This window comes from Amycolatopsis magusensis (assembly GCF_017875555.1).
Classification (GTDB): Bacteria; Actinomycetota; Actinomycetes; order Mycobacteriales; family Pseudonocardiaceae; genus Amycolatopsis; species Amycolatopsis magusensis.
Genome location: NZ_JAGGMS010000001.1, coordinates 860,946 through 878,277, shown reverse-complemented (window position 1 = coordinate 878,277; position 17,332 = coordinate 860,946). Strand labels below are relative to the sequence as shown.

Below are 17,332 nucleotides of genomic sequence, written 5' to 3'. Positions count from 1 at the left end.
TCAGTCGCGCACCGCGGGGAGTTCGTCCCCGGAATGCTGACGCGGCTTCAGCGCGGCGGCGGTCTCCTTGACGCTGTCGATCGTGCGTTCCGGCGCGCGGATCTTCTTCACCTTGCGATAACCGAGGAAGCCGAACAACGCGGCGACCACGAGCATCAGCGCGAACACGATGCCGAACGCGGCCCAGCGCACGAGCCACTCCGACAGCAGTTCGCCGAGGAAGAAAAAGAAGAAGAACGAGCTGTACAGCGCGACGACCAGGGCGATGACGAAGAAGACGCTGCCCTTGACGCCCTTCTTGACCTCGCCGACGACCTCCGATTTGGCCAGTTCGACCTCGGCCCTGACCAGCGTCGACAGGTGCTGTGTGGCGTCCTTGACCAGCGCACCGATCGACTGGTCCCCGTTGCGCTCGCGGTCGTCGGACAGCGGGAGGTAGGGGACGGCGCCCATGCCATCGGCATCGTTGAGTTGGTGCTTGGGGCTGCTCACGGGCTTCATCGTGCCACGTGCCGGTTGATCGGGCGCGGCGGGCGCGCTATTGGTCGTCGGTGTCTTCGGTATTCGCGTGGACCCGGCTGCGCCGCAGCAGCAGCGCGGCGGCGGCGAGCGAGGCGATCGCGGAGGCGATCAGCACGGCGGCCTTCGCCTGCTCAGCCTGATCGCCGACCAGCGCGAGGTCGGCGATCAGCAGGCTGACGGTGAAGCCGACCCCGCCGAGCACGGACAGCGCGGTCATGTCCCGCCAGTCCATGCCCCGCGGTTTCGCCGCGAACCCCAGCCGGACGGCCAGCGCGCTGGCGCCGAGGATGCCGACCACCTTGCCGCCGATCAGCCCGATCATCACCGCCAGCGGCAGCGCCGAGGTGAACACCGCGGCGAGCGCGTCGCCGTCGATTTCGATGCCCGCGGCGAACAACGCGAACAGCGGCACGGCCAGCGCCGCCGACCAAGGCTGCAGCCGGTGCTCCAGCCGGAGCGCCGGCGCGTGCTCCTCGCCGTCGTCCGGGCGGACGCGGGTGAGCAGGCCGAGCGCGACCCCGGCGATGGTGGCGTGGATGCCCGCCGAGTGCACGGCGACCCACGTGATCACCGCCAGCGGTACGTAGATCCACCACGCCCGCACGCGCCGGTGCTGCAGCCAGGCGTAGAGCGCCAGCGCCACCAGCGCGACGGCCGCGGCGAGCAGGTTGAAGCCGGTGGTGAACAGCACCGCGATCACGATGATCGCGCCCAGGTCGTCGACCACCGCCAGGGAGAGCAGGAAGACCCGCGCGCTGCTCGGCAGGTTCGACCCGGTCAGCGCCAGCACGCCGAGCGCGAAGGCGATGTCGGTGGCCACCGGGATGGCCCACGCGCGGTCCATGCCGGGCTCGCCCCAGCCGATGGCCAGTGCCACCACCGCGGGCACGACCATGCCGCCGAGCGCGGCGAAGATCGGCAGGATGGCCTGTTTGAACTTCGACAGCTCGCCGACCACCAGTTCGCGCTTGAGCTCCAGCCCGGCGACGAAGAAGAACAGCGCGAGCAGGCCGTCCTTCGCCCAGTCCCCAATGGACAGATCCAGGTGCAGGAAGTGCGGGCCCAGCGAGAAGTCCCGGATGGCTCGGTAGGTGTCGCCGAGCGGCGAATTCGCCACGAGCAGCGCGATCGCGGCCGCGGCCAGGAGGATCAGCCCGCCGGTGGTCTCGGTGCGCAGGTAACGCGCGAACTCGGCGGCCTTGGCGGGGAGCCGGGGTTCCGGTGTGCTCACGAGTGCTCCGTTTCCGGGGGTCGGTTGTTGCCTTGCCGACCAGACTTCCCGGCACACCTTTACGGGATTTTAGCGCCCGAACGGGTTGTCCCGGTGGCGAACGTGGGGCGCGCCACGGGTGACTTGTCAGACAGCACCGTCAAGACGACCGGACCTGTTCGTTGTTCACCGGCGGTCCTAGCATTCGCTTCGACAACGATGTCTCGGAAAACAGGATGGACACATCGTGAGTACTACCTCTACCGAGGTCGGCAAGGACAAGGGGTTCTTCGGGCACCCACGAGGGCTGGCGAACCTCTTCGGCGTGGAGATGTGGGAACGCTTCTCCTTCTACGGGATGCAAGGCATTCTCGCCATCTACCTCTACTACGCGACCACCGAAGGTGGCCTCGGCCTGGAGAAACCGACCGCGCTCGGCATCGTCGGCGCGTACGGCGGCCTGGTCTACCTCTCCACCATCGTCGGCGCCTGGATCGCCGACCGCCTGCTCGGCTCCGAGCGCACGCTGTTCTACAGCGCGTTGCTGATCATGGCCGGGCACATCAGCCTCGCGCTGCTCCCCGGGTTCGCCGGGGTCGGCGTCGGCCTGGTGTGCGTCGCCCTGGGCAGCGGCGGGCTGAAGGGCAACGCCACCGCGCTGGTCGGCGGACTCTACGCGGAGAACGACGAACGCCGCGACGGCGGCTTCACCCTCTTCTACATGGGCGTCAACGTGGGCGGCTGGATCGGCCCGCTGCTCACCGGGCTGGCGCAGGAGGAACTGGGCTTCCACTACGGCTTCGGGCTGGCCGCGATCGGCATGGCCGCCGGGCTGGTCCAGTACACGCTGGGGCGCAGGAACCTGCCCGAAAGCGGTCGCGTGGTGCCGAACCCGCTGCCCGCGAACCGCCGTCCGCTGGTCGTGGTGGTCGCGGTCGTGGTGGTGGCGCTGATCGTGGTGGCGGTGCTGACCGGGTTCGTCACCGCGGAGAACCTGTCCGACCGCACCATCCTGGTGATCATCGTCGCCTCGGTCGCGTACTTCGCGGTGTTGCTGACGAGCAAGAAGACCACCCCGCTGGAGCGCAGGCGGGTGGCGTCGTTCATCCCGATGTTCATCGCCAGCGCCGCGTTCTTCGCGTTGTTCCAGCAGCAGTTCACCGTGATCGCGGCTTACACCGACGAGCGGCTGAACCGGAACCTGTTCGGCTGGGAAATGCCCGTTTCGTGGATGAACTCGGTGAACCCGGTGTTCATCCTGCTGTTCGCGCCGGTGTTCGCCGCGATCTGGACGAAACTGGGCGACCGGCAGCCGTCGTCGCCGGTCAAGTTCGCGCTGGGCACCGCGCTCGCCGGGGTGTCGTTCCTGCTGTTCCTGCCGCTGGCGGGCGGTGGCCCGGCATCGACGCCGCTGCTGGCGCTGGCCGGGATCATCCTGGTGGTGACGTGGGCGGAACTGAGCCTTTCGCCGGTGGGGTTGTCGCTGTCGACGAAACTGGCGCCGGCCGCGTTCCAGACGCAGATGGTGGCGCTGAACTTCCTTTCGGTCGCGCTGGGCACGGCGTTGTCCGGCTGGCTGGCGCGGTTCTACAGCGCGGAGAACGAAGGACCGTACTTCGGCACGCTGGGCGCGATCTGCATCGGGATCGGGATCCTGCTGGTGCTGGGGTCGCCGTTCATCAAGAAGATGATGTCCGGGGTGCGCTGAGGCGTGGCATCATGGAGGCCGCTTTTCCCGTCGCCGAGGGGGACTCTTGCGGGACCGGATCTATGCCTTGCTGACCACCGCGGTGGGACTCTTCCTGCTGGTCGGCGGCATCGTGGCCCTCAGCGATGACACGGCGAAGTGCGGCAGCCAGACGATCAGCGAAGGCGGCACCTGCACGGAAACCTCGTGGCGCACGGGTCCCTCGAACGAGCGAACCCTGGCCGAACAACGCGGGGAGAACACCAAAACCACCTGGTTCCTCCTCGGCGGCGGCGCCTTCATGCTGACCGGCGGGGCCTTCTGGACCTACACCCAATTCCGGAAGCGCCCCGCCGACCCGCCCCACGCCTGAACGAATGCTATGAGTGGGGCATTACTTGCATTCAACGCAAGTAATGCCCCACTCCTAGCGTTCGCGGCCGCCGCCCGATTCCCCGAATGTGGCTTTCGGGGCGGATTCGGCCCCCAAAGCCACATTTGTGTCCCGCTGGGCGCGGGGCTCGCCCGGGATCCGGTGTGAGCCGGGCGAATTGCACGTTCGTGCAGCCGAGTTCCACGTTCAGGCAGCCGAATCCCACACTCGGGCGCCCGAGTTTCACGTTGAGGGGCTGGAGCCAGTCAGGTCCCAGCGTTGGCGGGGGTGGCGGTCAGCCGATGGGCTCTGGGAGGGGGCGTACTCGGTAGGCCAGGTCGATCGAGTTCCCGGTTTTCGGGTCGCTCAGTTCGACTTTCCAGGAAGCGCTGAACTGGTCCACGCCGTGGTGCATGGGGATGGTGCCGGAGATGAGGACCACGCCGGGTTCGTACCAGCCTCGGGTGCGTAGGACGTCCAGCCAATAAGCAGGTGTCAGCAGTTCCGCGAGCGTCCCGTGTTGGATTTCCGTGTCACCGGCCCAGGCGCGTAGGACCAGTTCATCCAGTCGGTCTTCCACGTCGACCAAGCGCCACGCCTGGCGTGCCAGGACGTCCGGGCCGGCGTTCTTGCTCCAAGCCACCCCGTGCACCTCGAGCGCCCGGTCGGTGTGGTCGCACGCGGCGGTCAGCAGGACGTCTTCCGGCGACGGGCCGGTGATCACCAGCGCCCATTCCGCCTCGCCTGAGGTGCGGGCGTGTTGCACCGGGACCTCGTCGGTCTGGCTGGCCAGGTACGGCGCCACCGGGTACAGCGCGGGCGTGGTCGACGGCGCCGGGACACCCAGTTCGGCCAGCTCGGCCACGTGCGCGGCGACGTCGTCCTGGCTGCGGCCGGCGTAGCCCGCGTTCAGCAGCGTGTGCACTTCCGTGTGCACCTCGCTGCCGTCCGGCAGGGTGAAGCTGAGCCGTGGGTACTCCGGCATGGAACCTCCTGACCTGGTAAAACTCACTTGGGGCTTGCGCATGCAAGATGTATACAACCAGTATTACCGCAACTCGGCACCACGGCCAAACGGGATGTGAGCGATGACTGCACAAGAACAGGTGGACGGCCGCTCGCTGCGGCGCGCCTTCGCGGCGAGCCTGTCCGGGACCGCGCTGGAGTGGTACGACTTCGCCGCCTACTCGGTCGCCGCGGCGACGATCTTCGGCGAGTTGTTCTTCCCCGCGGGCGACAAACTGGCGGGCACCATGGCCGCCTTCTCCACCTACGCCGTCGGCTACCTGGCCCGCCCGCTCGGCGGCTTCGTCTTCGGCAGGCTCGGCGACGTGATCGGCCGCAAGCGCGTGCTGGTGTTCACGCTGATCCTGACCGGCGTGGCCACCTTCCTGATCGGCGTGCTGCCGACCTACGAGAACATCGGTGGCTTCGCCGCGGTGCTCCTGGTCGCGCTCCGGTTCGCCCAGGGCGTCGGCATCGGCGGTGAGTGGGGTGGCGCGGTCCTGCTCTCCAGCGAATTCGGTGATCCACGCAAACGCGGGTTCTGGGCGTCGGCCGCCCAGGTCGGACCCCCGGCGGGCAACCTGCTCGCCAACGGGGTGCTCGCCCTGCTGGCCGTGTTGCTCACCGAAGCCCAGTTCAACTCGTGGGGCTGGCGGGTCGCGTTCCTGCTGTCCGGCGTACTCGTCCTCTTCGGACTGTGGATTCGCCTGAAGCTCGAAGAAACCCCGGTGTTCAAGAAGATCGCGGAGAAGGGCGACCGGCCGCAGGCGCCGATCTCCGAGGTGTTCCGCGACGAACGCCGCGGCCTGGTCGCGGCCGTGCTGATCCGCGTCTGCCCCGACGTGCTCTACGCGTTGTTCACCGTCTTCGTGCTGACCTACATGACGCAGGAACTGGAGATGTCGCGCAGCGAGGGGCTGACCGCGGTGATGATCGGCTCGGCGTTCCAGCTCGTGCTCATCCCCGCTGCCGGCGCGCTGTCCGACCGGGTCAACCGCCGCAAGCTGTACCTGGCCGGCACGATCGCCGCCGGGATCTGGCCGTTCGTCTTCTTCCCGATGGTCAGCGGTGGCTCGTTCCTCGCGGTGGTGGTCGGCATCGTGCTCGCGCTGGTCATCCACGCGCTGCTGTACGGCCCGCAGGCCGCGCTGGTCACCGAGCAGTTCTCGCCGCGCCTGCGCTACACCGGCAGTTCACTCGGCTACACACTGGCCGGGGTGGTCGGCGGGGCGCTCGCGCCGCTGCTGTTCACCGCGTTGTTCGCCGGGTTCGGCACCTGGCTGGCGATCGCCGGGTACGTGCTGCTGACCGCGATCGTCACGATCATCGGCGTGCTGCTCGGCCGCGACCCCGACCCGGCGGAGTACGAACCCCGCGAAGACGCCGATCAGCTGGTCAACTGAAGTTTGAGGGTGGTGCCGAGGTGGTGGTCGATGGCGGCGTGCGTGGCGGCGAGGTCCTGCGCCGCCAGGCCGTCGACGATCGCCCGGTGCTCCTCGCAGACGGCGAGCTGGCGGTTCGGGCAGGCGAACAACGCGACCAGCCCGGCCCGCAGCTGCCGGTCGCGCAGCCCGGCGTAGGCCTTGCTGAGCATGGCGTTCCCGGCGGCGTCGATGAGCAGGGTGTGGAAAACCGTGTCCAGCTCGATGAACTCCCTCGCCTGCGCCGGATCGTCCACATCGGACTGACGCTGGAGCGTGGCCCGCATCTGTTCCACCGGTGCCCCGCCCCCGGCGATCGTCTTTTCCGCGGCGAAGCGTTCCATCATGCCGCGCAGCTCGATCAGTTCGGAGAGGTCGCGGCCGGTGAGCGGGGCGATGTAGGCACCGCGGTTGGGCACGAGCTGCACGAGGTCCTCGGCGGCGAGCATCAGCAGTGCCTCGCGGATCGGCGTGCGCGAGACGCCGATGCGGGTCGCGAGCTCCTGCTCGCTGATGAACTGGCCCTGGGCTTCGGGGTCCGGCAGCACCGAACCCTTGAGGAACTCGTAGGCCTTCTCGCGGCCGGACCGGGCGGCCATCCATCCCCCTAGATTTGTATACGACCTGTATACGAATAGTACATGCCACGCAGCTGGAGGACGTGAGCCGAATGAAGGAACACCGCTACGCCATGACCGTCACGTGGACGGGCAACCAGGGCGAAGGCACCGCCCGCTACCGCGACTACTCGCGGGCGCACGACGTCTACATCCCGGGCAAGCCGGTGCTCGCCGGTTCGGCGGACCCGGCCTTCCTGGGCGACCCCACCCGCTGGAACCCCGAGGAACTGCTGGTCGCCTCGCTGTCGGAGTGCCACATGCTCTGGGTGCTCGCCCTCGCCGCGGCGAAGAAAGTGGTGATCACCGGCTACACCGACGAGGCGGACGGCGTGATGGTGGAGGAGCCCGACGGCGGCGGGCAGTTCCGCGAGGTCACGCTGCGGCCGGTGGTCACCGTGGCCGAGCCGGGCATGGTGGCGGCCGCGGAGGAACTGCACGCGGCCGCGCACGCGAAGTGCTTCATCGCCCGGTCGATGAACTTCCCGGTCCGGCACGAACCGAGGACGCTGGCATGAGCGACTGGCGTATTTTGTCCACTGTGGAGGGTCAGCCGCTGCTCGGTGGCACCGGCACCTTCCGCACCAGGGAAACCGTGGATTCCGGGCTGCTGTACGAAATCCGCTATCCGGCGGGCGTCGGTTCGCCGGAGCACCGGCACGACCACGACAGCACCATCTACCTGCTTTCCGGTGAGCTTCGCGGCACGATCGACGGCCGCGAGGTCCGGCTCGCCCCCGGGGAGACGGTGGTGCACCCGCGCGACGTGCCGCACACCGTCGAGGCGGTGGTGGACAGCCACTGGCTGGAGTTCAAGTCACCACTGCCGTGGCGGACGCCGTTGAGCACCTGAAAAACGGAATCGGGGCTGCCGCGATTGGTCGCGACAGCCCCGATTCCTCTGTGGAGCAGGTTCTACTGCTCGAGTTCCGCGAGGGCCTTCTTGGCCTCTTCGAGCTCGGCCTCGAGCTGGGCCACCTTCTGCGCCTGCTGCTCGCGGGCGGCGTTGATGACCTCGTCGATCGGGCCGGAAAGCTCTTCGTGCAGCTCCTTGGCCGCACGGGACACGGCCGCGGCCGGGATCTCGATGCCCCGGGCGATCCACTTGCTGCCGTGCTTCAGCTCAGCCTGCCATTCGCCGTCGGCGGTGCCGGTGACGGTCAGCGTCAGCTCGACCGTCCGGGTCTTCTTCGCGGTCGTCGGGCCCTTCGGGCGACCGCGCTTGGGCTTGGCGTCCTCGGTTGCCTGGGGAGCCTCCGCCTGGCCGTTCTCGGAGACCGGCTCCGCGGCCGGCGCCTCGGGTTCTGTCAAGGAATCCACGGTCATCGCAGGTCTTGTCTCCTTGCCGCATAGATGGGTTCTCCCAGCGCGACAGCCTAGAACATGCGTTCGATCACCGCGCGCCGGGGGTGGGCAAGCGTAGCGGACGTCGCTATAGTCGAGTTCGACTAGCCGACTTCGACTATTGGAGCCCTCGTGCGTGCCCGCCGCACCCCGCTGAACCTCGCCGTGCTGAGCCTGCTCAACGAGCAGCCGAGGCATCCGTACGAGTTGCAGTCCCTGATCAAGGAGCGGCACATCGCCGACGTGGTCCGGATGCGCGGGGGCTCGCTCTACGACGCCATCGCGCGGCTGGTGACGCTCGGCTTCATCGAGGTGTCCGGCACCACGCGCGACGGCGCACGGCCGGAACGCACGGTGTACGCGATCACCGACGAGGGGCGTACCGAGTTGTTCGCGTCGCTGCGCGAGTACGTCGGGGAGCGGGCGGAAGAGTACCCGGTGTTTTCCGCCGGATTGGCGCACATCGGCCAGCTCTCCCGTGCCGAGGCGGAGGAACTGTTGCGGCGACGGGAAAGCTCACTCGCCGAGCTGACCGAGACGTGGGCGAACGGGCTGCGTGACGCGCTGGCGTCCGGGCTGCCCAGGGCGGTGCTGCTGGAAGTGGAGTACGCGCAGGCGATGCGCCGCGCGGAGTTGGCCTGGTTGAGGAAAGTTCTCGAGGATATGCCCGAAATGGACTGGACTGGGGGTTGTGCATGAACAAGGTGGCACTACCGCGTGGGTTGCGCACGGTCAACCGCGTGGTCAAAGCGTTGCTGGGCACCGGCATCCGAATCGGCGACATCCACGTGCTGACCGTGGTGGGGCGCAAGAGCGGGCAGCCGCGGAGCACGCCGGTCACACCGTACGAAGTGGACGGTGAGCGGTATCTGCTCGGCGGTTATCCCGGCGCGGACTGGGTGCACAACGCACGGGCGGCCGGCGAAGGCACGCTCGCGCACGGCCGTCGCAAGAAGCGGGTGCGACTGGTCGAGGTGCCGGTGGCGGAGCGGGGGCCGATGCTGCGGGCGTTCCCGGAAAAGGTGCCCAACGGCGTGGGCATGATGGTGAAAGCGGGCGCCGTCACCGAGGGCAGCCCCGAGGAGTTCGCGGCGAACGCCGACCGCTTCACGGTGTTCCGGGTCGTGGGCGCGTAACCGCCCACGACCCGGAAACCGGGTCATTCGTCGGACTTGCCGGAGTTCAGGCCGGACGAGATCAGGTCCATCACCGACGAGTCGGCCAGCGTGGTGACGTCGCCGACCTGGCGGTTCTCGGCCACGTCGCGCAGCAGGCGGCGCATGATCTTGCCCGAGCGGGTCTTCGGCAGCTCCGGCACGACCATGATCTGGCGCGGCTTCGCGATCGGGCCGATCTCCTTCGCCACGTGGTTGCGCAGCGCGGTGATCGCCTCCTCGCCCTTGGCCTCGTCCTGCGCCACGTTGCCGCGCAGGATGACAAAGGCGACGATGCCCTGCCCGGTGGTCGGGTCGGTCGCGCCGACCACGGCCGCCTCGGCCACCGTCGGGTGCGACACCAGCGCCGACTCGACCTCGGTGGTGGAGATCCGGTGCCCGGACACGTTCATCACGTCGTCCACCCGGCCGAGCAGCCAGATGTCGCCGTCGTCGTCGTACTTCGCGCCGTCACCGGCGAAGTAGAAGCCCTGGTCGGCGAACCGCGACCAGTAGGTCTCGCGGTAGCGGTCGTTGTCGCCCCAGATGCCGCGCAGCATCGACGGCCACGGCTGGTCGAGCACCAGGTAGCCACCACCACCGCGGCCGACCTCGGTGGCCTGGTCGTCGACCACCTTCGCGGAGATGCCCGGCAGCGCGCGCTGCGCCGAACCCGGCTTGGCCGCGGTGACGCCCGGCAGCGGCGAGATCATGATCGAGCCGGTCTCGGTCTGCCACCAGGTGTCCACGATCGGCGCCTTGCCCGCGCCGATGTTCTCGCGGTACCAGATCCACGCCTCGGGGTTGATCGGCTCACCGACGCTGCCCAGCACGCGCAGCGAGGACAGGTCGTACTTCTCCGGGATCTCCTTGCCCCACTTCATGAACGTGCGGATCAGCGTGGGCGCGGTGTAGTAGATGGAGACCTTGTACTGCTGGATGATCTCCCAGTGCCTGCCCTCGTGCGGGGTGTTCGGCGTGCCCTCGTAGACCACCTGCGTGACGCGGTTCGCCAGCGGGCCGTAGACGATGTAGGTGTGCCCGGTGACCCAGCCGATGTCGGCGGTGCACCAGTAGACGTCCTCGCCCGGCTTGTGGTCGAACACGGTGTGGTGCGTGTACGCGGCCTGGGTCAGGTAACCGCCGGAGGTGTGCAGGATGCCCTTCGGCTTCCCGGTGGTGCCGGAGGTGTAGAGGATGTAGAGCGGGTGCTCGGCGTCGAAAGCCTCCGGGGTGTGCTCCTCGGACTGCGAGTCGACCAGCTCGTGCCACCACAGGTCGCGGCCCTCGGTCCACGGCACCTCGGTTTCGGTGCGGCGCACCACGATGACCTTCTCCACCGACTCCGCGCCCTCGAGCGCCTCGTCGACGTTGGCCTTCATCGGGGCGGCCTTGCCGCGGCGGAACTGCCCGTCGGAGGTGATGACCACCCGCGCCTGGGCGTCGTCCACGCGGGACCGCAGCGCGGTGGGGGAGAAGCCGCCGAACACCACGCTGTGCGTGAGGCCGAGGCGCGCGCAGGCGAGCATCGCGACGATCGCCTCGGGCACCATCTGCAGCTGGATCGCCACGCGGTCGCCCGCGACCAGGCCCAGGGAAGCCAGAGCGTTGGCGGCCTTGGAAACCTCGCGCTTGAGGTCGGCGTAGGTCAGGTCCCTGGTGTCACCCGGTTCGCCGACCCAGTGGATGGCGACCTGGTCGCCGTGGCCGTCGTCGACGTGCCGGTCCACGCAGTTGTAGGCGACGTTCAGCTTGCCGCCGGCGAACCACTTGGCGAACGGCGCGTCGGACCAGTCGAGCACCTGCGTCCACTTGGTTTCCCAGTGCAGCCGTTCGGCCTGCTTGGCCCAAAACGCCTCGCGATCGGCGTCGGCTTCGGCGTAGAGGTCCGCGGTCGCGTTGGCCCGGGCGGCGAATTCGTCGCTGGGCGGGAAGGTCCGGCTCTCGTTGAGCAGATTGTCGAGCGCCGGCGACTGCTCGGTCATGGTGCGCTGCCTCCTGAATCGCGAAATCCTCGGCTACCCCGGGGGCACCGTAGCGACGTTGGTACCCGAAGTAAAAGGTTGCCTTGAGGTTACACACGCGCAGGTCGATCGGCTGGTACGAGAAAATGCCGCCGGTGGGCCGCCGGGCGCGGACGAACGGCGCCTCAGCCCAGACGAGCGGCCAACCGGTCGCGCACGAACGGCCATTCCGGTTTGGTGACGGAGTACAGCACGGTGTCCCGGATCGAGCCGTCCTTGCGGACGCGGTGCCCGCGCAGCACACCCTCCTTGACCGCGCCGAGCCGCTCGATCGCGCGCTGCGACTGCTCGTTGCGGATGTCGGTCTCCCACGACACCCTGTTCGCCTCGATCTCGTCGAAAGCGTGCTGCAGCAACAGGAACTTGGCTTCGGTGTTCACCGCGGTGCGCTGCCACGGCCGGCCGATCCAGGTGTGGCCGATGCTCAGGATCCGGTGCTTCGGCACGATCCCGTAGTAGGAGGTGGTGCCGGCGACCGCACCGGTCCGCACGTCGACCTGCGCGAAGGCGACGCGGTCCGGGTCGGCGAGGATGTCGGCGACCATCGCTTCGGCTTCGGCGCCCGTCTCCGGCCGGAACACGCTCAGCCAGGTCCAGACCACTGGGTCGGACCCGGCCTCGCGCAGCCCGGCGGCGTGGTCGGTGGTGAGGGGTTCGAGGCGCACGTGCTTGCCGACGAGCGTCGGCCGCCGGGTCCATTCGTTGATCACAGGCTCGAACCTACGAAGTCAAGTGGACGCGGCACAGAGCCATTTTCACCCGATTACAGCAGGCCACTTGGCCTGTGCCTATGCTCGGGAAGTGGCAGAACGCGAAGAGCTGACCTGGGAACTGTTCGGTGAGGCGAGCCGGGCGCTGGCCGAGGAGGTCGCGGGCAGCGGGTACGACCCCGACCTGATCCTCTCCATCGCGCGCGGCGGGCTCTTCGTCGCGGGCGCGCTCGGGTACGCGCTGGACGTGAAGAACCTGCACGTGATGAACGTGGAGTTCTACACCGGGGTCGACCAGCGCCTGGACCTGCCGGTCATGCTGCCGCCGGTGCCGAACGTGGTCGACCTGACGCAGAAGAAGGTGCTCATCGCCGACGACGTGGCCGACACCGGCGCCACGCTCAAGCTGGTCCGCGACTTCTGCGTCGACCACGTGGCCGAGGTGCGCTGCGCGGTGGTCTACGAGAAGCCGCACTCGGAGATCAGCAGCGACTACGTCTGGCGCCGGACGGACAAGTGGATCAACTTCCCGTGGTCCTCGCAGCCGCCGGTGGTCAAGCGGGACGCGCAGGTGCTGGACGCATGACCGATCCGCTCGCCCCGCTGCTGGACCTCGAGGGCGTCGCCGCCGCGGTGAAGTCCGCGCAGGACGCCGTGTTCGCCGTGCACCGCCACCCGGCGAACCTGCGTGCCGGTGCCGCGACCGCCGCCGAGGCCTCGGTCCGCGCCGCCCGCGCGTCGGCCGGGATCGACGGTGGTGACCCGGACATCCCGGCGGAGGGCTCGGTCAGCGACCCGGTGCTCGCGGGCTCGCTGCGCGTGGCCGAAGCCGTGGAGTCGCTGCTGCCGGTGTGGCGCCGGGCGCCGCTGCAGGCGCTGGCCAAGCTGCACGTGCTCGCCGCCGCGGACCTGACCGCCGACGCCGACTCGCTCGGCAGGCCCCGCCAGGGCACCGCCGAGCGCCTCGAACTGCTCGGGCAGCTGGTCACCGGCGCGACCTCGGTGCCGGGACCCGTGCTCACCGCGGTGGTGCACGGCGAACTGCTCACGCTGCGGCCGTTCGGCACCGCGGACGGGGTGCTCGCCCGTGCCGCCGCGCGGCTTTCGATGGTCGCCACCGGACTCGATCCGAAGGCGCTCACCGTGCCCGAGGTCGCCTGCTTCCGGCACGTGCGGAAGTACACCGCGGCCGCCGAGGCGTTCGCCTCGGGCGAGCCGGACGGTGTGCGCGAGTGGTTGCTGTTCTGCTGCCAGAGCTACGAAACCGGCGCGCGCGAGGCGACCGGTATCGCGGACTCGGCAGGTTGAGGGGGCTCGCTCAGCTGGCGCGCATGTGCAGCGACGCCAAGGCGTTGCGCACGTGCCCCTGGTTGGCTTCCAGTGCCTTGCCCGCCGTGGTGGTGTCCACTCCGGACAGCAGGTGCACCAGCGCGACCTTGAGGTCGTCACCGGACTCGGCCAGCGCTTCGGAGCAGTCCTGCTCGCTCATCCCGGTGGCCTCGCGCAGGATGCGCACGTTGCGGCCGCGCAGCTTCGCGTTGGTCGCCCGCATGCTGACCATCAGGTTGGAGTAGGTCCGGCCGAGCTTGATCATCGTGGCGGTGGAGAACGCGGTCAGGATGATCTTCTGCGCGCTGCCCGCCTTCATCCGGGTGGACCCGGCGATGGCTTCCGGACCGGTGTCGACCGCGATCAGCACGTCCACGCCCGGCACGTTCTGCGAACGCGGGTTGCCGGAGACCAGCGCGGTCCGGCAGCCGGCCTCGGAAGCGGCCGCGAGCGCGCCGAGCACGTACGGGGTGCGCCCGGAGGCGGTGAGGCCGAGCACGAAGTCGCCCGGCTCCACCGATTCGCGGAGTTCGGCGGCACCGGCGGTGTCGTCGTCCTCCGCGTTCTCCACGGCCTGCCGGAGGGCGCGGGGCCCACCGGCGTGGTGCGCGACGAACCAGTCGGCGGGCACGTTGAAGGTCGGGACGAGTTCGGCCGCGTCGAGGGTGGCGAGTCTGCCGGAGGTGCCGGCACCGACGTAGTGCACGCGGTGCCCGCCCCGGAGGGCCTCCACCGCGAAGTCCACCGCGCGGGCGATCTGCGGCAGCACCGCGTTGACCGCGTCCGGGACCAGCTTGTCCTCGGCGTTGAGCGCGCCGAGGATGCCCACGGTGGACATCAGGTCGATGTCCATGGTGCGCGGGTTCCGCTGTTCCGTCGGGGAGTCCACCTGGACTACCTGGCGGCGCAGGCCGACGAGGGGCCGAACTGTGTCCTTCACCTTCACATCACTCATTTCCCGGTCTCCCTTGGCCGGCGACGGCCGTCCGGCCGGACGCCGAGCCGGTGGTGGCCGACGGCGTCACGGGTGGCGTCCAGCGCGGACACGGCGGCGTCCATGTGCCGCTGCGCCACGCCGATGAACATGCAGTCGATGACGGTGAGCTGCGCGATCCGGCTGGCCGTGGCCCCCGAGCGGAAGGTGGTCTCCCTGGCCGCGGTGGTGAGCACGTGGTCGGCCACCTCGGTGATCGGGGAGCGGGGGAAGTTGGTCAGCGCGACGGTGATGGCGCCGTGCTCACGGGCCACGCGCAGGGCTTCCACGGTGTCGGTGGTGGCCCCGGTGTGCGAGATGCCGACCGCGACGTCGCCGGGCTTCAGCACGGCGGCCGAGGTCAGCATGATGTGCGTGTCGGACCAGGCGAAGCTGACCCGGCCGATGCGGTGCAGCTTCTGCTGCAGGTCGGCGGCGACGAAGGCGCTGGCGCCCACGCCGTAGACGTCCACCCGGCCCGCGCCGGCGATGAGCTCGATGACCCGCTGCAGGGCGGCCACGTCGAGCTGGTCGGCGGTCTCCTCGACCGCGCGGGCGTCGGCGAAGCTGACCTTGCCGATCACCGCGGCCAGGTCGTCGTCCGGGCCGATCTCGCCGCCGAGGTTGCGGCTGGAGTGGGCCTCGGACCGCGCGGTGTCCGCGGCCAGCGCGATGCGCAGCTGCGGGTAGCCGCCGACGCCGATGGCCTTGCAGAACCGGGTCACCGTGGTCTCACTGGTGTTCGCGGCCAGCGCGACCTCGGTGATGCTGCGTCTGGCGACGTTGGAGGGGTCGTCGAGGACGACTTTGGCCACGCGCTGCTCCGCCCTGGCCAGACCGGGCAGCAGCGACCGGATCCGGACCAGCGGGCTGGCTTCGGACTCCCGCACGACGGCGGGCGTTTCCGGGGTGGAGTCCGCGGCGGACTCAGGGCTGGTCACCGTGGGAAACTTACTAACCGTAGGAATCTGCGACAAGGCAACCCACACCCTTCGAGAGGAGTGCCACCCGACGGTGTCACCTGGTCGGGCAGCGCGAACTTGGTTGCTGTGAAAGTCGCTAACCAGGTCGAAGATGTTAACGTTCACTTGTTAACAACTTCGCAACTTGCTACACCCAGTGAAACTATCTGCGTCGGCTGGGCCGAACGGGTAACGAAGTTGTGACTAGTCGTAGAAGATTCAACATCTTTGCGCCCGTTCAATGAGCGCTTGGTGACTCAACGACTACGCAACTGCCATCTCTCCGGCGTTACAGCTTCCGGCGCGCGTTCCAGGTCGAGGACGGCATTACCGGACACAACGGCCTTAACGCCGTCCAAGAGCACGCCCCGGGCCGTGTACGCCTTGTCGGTGGTGTAACGCCAGCGCAGGGCCACAATTTCACTCGGGCGCACCAGTGCGCTGACGGCCCACCAAGATCGGTGTCCGGTGCCCGACAGCGCCGTGACCTCCCCGCCGGGCGCGCCCGGGCCGACCGCCCGGAGTGACACCGGCTGCCAGCTTGTCCCGTCCACCGTGGACTCCAGCACGAGCTGATCGGTCGGTTCGGTGTCCACGAAGGCGTCGAAGGTCACCCGCAGTGGGCGGCTACCGAGCGTGAGCGGTTTCGTGGTGAGGGTGGCCGTGGAGAGGTTGCCGATTTCGGTGAACCACGCGTCAGGGCCGTGCTTGGGGGGCACCGCGAGCGAGCGCGCCAGCCCGGTGGCCCAGGTCTCCCTGGCGATGTTGATCGAGCCCCAGGTCCGGGTCGGGTGCACCCGGTTGGTCAGCAGGATGGCGATCGAGCGCGAGGTCGGGTCGATGACCAGCGAGGTACCGGTGAACCCGGTGTGCCCCGCGGTGGCCGGCGAGGTCAGGCCGCCCATGTACCAGAGCTGGTCCAGCTCGAAGCCGAGCCCGTGGGCGTTGCCTGGGAAAGCCTGGTTGTAGTCGGTGAGCATCTGGCGGACGCTGTCCTCGCGCAGGATCCGCTGCCCGTCGTAGGCCCCGCCGTTGAGGATCGCCTGCCCGAGCCGGGACAGGTCGGCGGCGGTGGAGAACACCCCGGCGTGCCCGGCGACGCCGCCGAGCGACCAGGCGTTCTCGTCGTGCACCTGGCCGCGGATCATGCCGCGGTCCGGCACGGCCATGAACTCCGTCGCGGCGACCCGGTCGAGCTTCTCCGCGGGCGGGTTGTACCCGGTGTCCACCATGCCCAGCGGCTCGGTGATGCGCTCGCGCACCCGCGCGTCCAGCGGCTGCCCGGTGAGCCGCTCGACCAGCACGCCGAGCGTGATCAGGTTCAGGTCGGAGTACTTGTAGGTGCTGCCCGGCTCGTACATCGGCTTGACGTCCATGACCGCCTTGACGCGCGCGGCCTTGTCCGGCCAGTCGCGCCACAGTGGCAGGAACGGCTCCAGCCCGGAGGTGTGCGTGAGCAGCTGCCCGACGGAGATCCCCGCCTTGCCGTTCACGCCGAACTCCGGCAGGTAGGTGGCCACCGGCTCGTCGACCCGGACCTGCCCGGCCTCGATCAGCTGCATCACCGCGAGCGAGGTGAACAGCTTCGAGATCGACGCCAGGTCGAAGATGGTGTCCATCCGCATCGGCACCTGCTGCCCGGCGGGCAGCTCGGTACCGGCGCCGTCGGCGTAGCGCAGCGCGGACCCGGCCGTGTGCGTGTTGACGATCATCCCGTCGTGGATCTGCACGCCGACCGCGCCGGCGAACAACGGGTGCCCGGTGCTGTCCGGCCGCGTCCAGGCGTCGATCTTCTGCTCGGCGGCCACCAGCGGCGCCGGGTCGAGCCCGGCCTCCTCGGGCGTGGCCGGGCGCAGGGTGGTGCCCGGCGGGGCGAAGCCCAGCTGCGGCCGGTCGAACCGGCCGGCCACCGCCTCGCCCTCCGCGGCGACCACGCTCGAAGTCATGCCTGCCATGGTGACCGCCGCGATCGCGAGCAGCGCGCCGAGCCTGGTCCGCATC

Annotated in this window: 19 protein-coding genes; 9 read left to right on the top strand and 10 right to left on the bottom strand. The window is 69.2% G+C overall.

What is annotated here, in order from left to right:
- A complete protein-coding gene (locus JOM49_RS04135; protein ID WP_209663035.1) occupies nt 1-501 on the bottom strand; it encodes a phage holin family protein in 501 nt (166 codons plus the stop codon).
- Nucleotides 502-538: 37 nt separating this feature from the next.
- The gene (gene nhaA / locus JOM49_RS04130) at nt 539-1,753 is read right to left on the bottom strand and encodes a Na+/H+ antiporter NhaA (RefSeq protein ID WP_209663034.1); all 1,215 of its coding nucleotides are present in this window, start codon (nt 1,751-1,753) and stop codon (nt 539-541) included.
- 226 nt (nt 1,754-1,979) lie between these two features.
- Here nhaA and JOM49_RS04125 point away from each other — a divergent pair, with 226 nt between their 5' ends.
- The gene (locus JOM49_RS04125; RefSeq protein WP_209663033.1) at nt 1,980-3,440 is read left to right on the top strand and encodes a peptide MFS transporter; all 1,461 of its coding nucleotides are present in this window, start codon (nt 1,980-1,982) and stop codon (nt 3,438-3,440) included.
- A gap of 46 nt (nt 3,441-3,486) precedes the next feature.
- Nucleotides 3,487-3,792 (top strand): hypothetical protein, encoded by a 306-nt coding sequence (locus JOM49_RS04120; protein WP_209663032.1) that lies wholly within the window; start codon nt 3,487-3,489, stop codon nt 3,790-3,792.
- Between the two features lie 295 nt (nt 3,793-4,087).
- Here the strand turns inward: JOM49_RS04120 and JOM49_RS04115 are convergent, their stop codons facing one another.
- Entirely contained in the window at nt 4,088-4,777 is a 690-nt protein-coding gene (locus JOM49_RS04115) for a DUF2848 domain-containing protein (protein ID WP_209663031.1), read from the bottom strand.
- Between the two features lie 103 nt (nt 4,778-4,880).
- On the opposite strand from JOM49_RS04115, the gene JOM49_RS04110 reads away from it, so the two are divergent.
- The gene (locus tag JOM49_RS04110) at nt 4,881-6,200 is read left to right on the top strand and encodes an MFS transporter (protein WP_209663030.1); all 1,320 of its coding nucleotides are present in this window, start codon (nt 4,881-4,883) and stop codon (nt 6,198-6,200) included.
- Here JOM49_RS04110 and JOM49_RS04105 read toward each other — a convergent pair.
- On the bottom strand, nt 6,185-6,817 hold the full coding sequence (locus JOM49_RS04105) for a GntR family transcriptional regulator (protein WP_209663029.1): 633 nt from the start codon (nt 6,815-6,817) through the stop codon (nt 6,185-6,187). The genes JOM49_RS04110 and JOM49_RS04105 overlap by 16 nt on opposite strands.
- Before the next feature lie 71 nt (nt 6,818-6,888).
- On the opposite strand from JOM49_RS04105, the gene JOM49_RS04100 reads away from it, so the two are divergent.
- Complete coding sequence (locus JOM49_RS04100) at nt 6,889-7,353, top strand: OsmC family protein (RefSeq protein ID WP_209670775.1); 465 nt, start codon at nt 6,889-6,891, stop codon at nt 7,351-7,353.
- Nucleotides 7,350-7,688, top strand: coding sequence for a cupin domain-containing protein (locus JOM49_RS04095; RefSeq protein WP_209663028.1), 339 nt, complete (start codon nt 7,350-7,352; stop codon nt 7,686-7,688). The genes JOM49_RS04100 and JOM49_RS04095 overlap by 4 nt, the downstream gene beginning before the upstream one ends.
- Before the next feature lie 62 nt (nt 7,689-7,750).
- On the opposite strand, the gene JOM49_RS04090 is transcribed toward JOM49_RS04095, so the two are convergent.
- A complete protein-coding gene (locus JOM49_RS04090) occupies nt 7,751-8,161 on the bottom strand; it encodes a DUF6319 family protein (protein ID WP_209663027.1) in 411 nt (136 codons plus the stop codon).
- A 150-nt stretch (nt 8,162-8,311) separates the two neighbouring features.
- Between JOM49_RS04090 and JOM49_RS04085 the strand changes: the two genes are divergently transcribed.
- Together JOM49_RS04085 and JOM49_RS04080 are read left to right on the top strand one after the other, a co-directional pair.
- The gene (locus JOM49_RS04085) at nt 8,312-8,878 is read left to right on the top strand and encodes a PadR family transcriptional regulator (protein ID WP_308158643.1); all 567 of its coding nucleotides are present in this window, start codon (nt 8,312-8,314) and stop codon (nt 8,876-8,878) included.
- Nucleotides 8,875-9,315, top strand: a complete 441-nt coding sequence (locus tag JOM49_RS04080; RefSeq protein WP_209663026.1) for a nitroreductase family deazaflavin-dependent oxidoreductase — start codon at nt 8,875-8,877, stop codon at nt 9,313-9,315. Before JOM49_RS04085 ends, JOM49_RS04080 begins: the two co-directional genes overlap by 4 nt.
- Nucleotides 9,316-9,338: 23 nt before the next feature.
- Here the strand turns inward: JOM49_RS04080 and acs are convergent, their stop codons facing one another.
- Complete coding sequence (acs, locus tag JOM49_RS04075; protein ID WP_209663025.1) at nt 9,339-11,318, bottom strand: acetate--CoA ligase; 1,980 nt, start codon at nt 11,316-11,318, stop codon at nt 9,339-9,341.
- Nucleotides 11,319-11,482: 164 nt separating this feature from the next.
- Complete coding sequence (locus tag JOM49_RS04070) at nt 11,483-12,064, bottom strand: GNAT family N-acetyltransferase (protein ID WP_209670771.1); 582 nt, start codon at nt 12,062-12,064, stop codon at nt 11,483-11,485.
- Nucleotides 12,065-12,158: 94 nt separating this feature from the next.
- On the opposite strand from JOM49_RS04070, the gene JOM49_RS04065 reads away from it, so the two are divergent.
- Together JOM49_RS04065 and JOM49_RS04060 are read left to right on the top strand one after the other, a co-directional pair.
- Nucleotides 12,159-12,653: a phosphoribosyltransferase gene (locus JOM49_RS04065; protein ID WP_209663024.1), complete on the top strand. Its 495-nt coding sequence runs from the start codon at nt 12,159-12,161 to the stop codon at nt 12,651-12,653.
- Nucleotides 12,650-13,375, top strand: coding sequence for a Fic family protein (locus tag JOM49_RS04060; RefSeq protein WP_209663023.1), 726 nt, complete (start codon nt 12,650-12,652; stop codon nt 13,373-13,375). Before JOM49_RS04065 ends, JOM49_RS04060 begins: the two co-directional genes overlap by 4 nt.
- A 10-nt stretch (nt 13,376-13,385) precedes the next feature.
- Here the strand turns inward: JOM49_RS04060 and JOM49_RS04055 are convergent, their stop codons facing one another.
- The 3 genes from JOM49_RS04055 to JOM49_RS04045 form a co-directional block, all read right to left on the bottom strand.
- Complete coding sequence (locus JOM49_RS04055; RefSeq protein WP_209663022.1) at nt 13,386-14,351, bottom strand: N-acetylmuramic acid 6-phosphate etherase; 966 nt, start codon at nt 14,349-14,351, stop codon at nt 13,386-13,388.
- Nucleotides 14,348-15,310 carry a MurR/RpiR family transcriptional regulator gene (locus JOM49_RS04050; protein ID WP_282771036.1) on the bottom strand — a complete coding sequence of 321 codons (963 nt, stop codon included), beginning with the start codon at nt 15,308-15,310 and terminating at the stop codon, nt 14,348-14,350. Before JOM49_RS04050 ends, JOM49_RS04055 begins: the two co-directional genes overlap by 4 nt.
- 278 nt (nt 15,311-15,588) lie before the next feature.
- Complete coding sequence (locus JOM49_RS04045; protein ID WP_209663021.1) at nt 15,589-17,331, bottom strand: serine hydrolase domain-containing protein; 1,743 nt, start codon at nt 17,329-17,331, stop codon at nt 15,589-15,591.
- Nucleotide 17,332: the final 1 nt, after the last annotated feature.

Coding starts and splice junctions, on each gene's coding strand:
- JOM49_RS04100 (WP_209670775.1), top strand. CDS start 6,889: ATGAAGGAACACCGCTACGCCATGACCGTCACGTGGACGGGCAACCAG.
- JOM49_RS04095 (WP_209663028.1), top strand. CDS start 7,350: ATGAGCGACTGGCGTATTTTGTCCACTGTGGAGGGTCAGCCGCTGCTC.
- JOM49_RS04080 (WP_209663026.1), top strand. CDS start 8,875: ATGAACAAGGTGGCACTACCGCGTGGGTTGCGCACGGTCAACCGCGTG.
- JOM49_RS04110 (WP_209663030.1), top strand. CDS start 4,881: ATGACTGCACAAGAACAGGTGGACGGCCGCTCGCTGCGGCGCGCCTTC.
- JOM49_RS04135 (WP_209663035.1), bottom strand. CDS start 501: ATGAAGCCCGTGAGCAGCCCCAAGCACCAACTCAACGATGCCGATGGC.
- JOM49_RS04105 (WP_209663029.1), bottom strand. CDS start 6,817: ATGGCCGCCCGGTCCGGCCGCGAGAAGGCCTACGAGTTCCTCAAGGGT.
- JOM49_RS04060 (WP_209663023.1), top strand. CDS start 12,650: ATGACCGATCCGCTCGCCCCGCTGCTGGACCTCGAGGGCGTCGCCGCC.
- acs (WP_209663025.1), bottom strand. CDS start 11,318: ATGACCGAGCAGTCGCCGGCGCTCGACAATCTGCTCAACGAGAGCCGG.
- JOM49_RS04115 (WP_209663031.1), bottom strand. CDS start 4,777: ATGCCGGAGTACCCACGGCTCAGCTTCACCCTGCCGGACGGCAGCGAG.
- JOM49_RS04045 (WP_209663021.1), bottom strand. CDS start 17,331: ATGCGGACCAGGCTCGGCGCGCTGCTCGCGATCGCGGCGGTCACCATG.
- JOM49_RS04090 (WP_209663027.1), bottom strand. CDS start 8,161: ATGACCGTGGATTCCTTGACAGAACCCGAGGCGCCGGCCGCGGAGCCG.
- JOM49_RS04055 (WP_209663022.1), bottom strand. CDS start 14,351: ATGAGTGATGTGAAGGTGAAGGACACAGTTCGGCCCCTCGTCGGCCTG.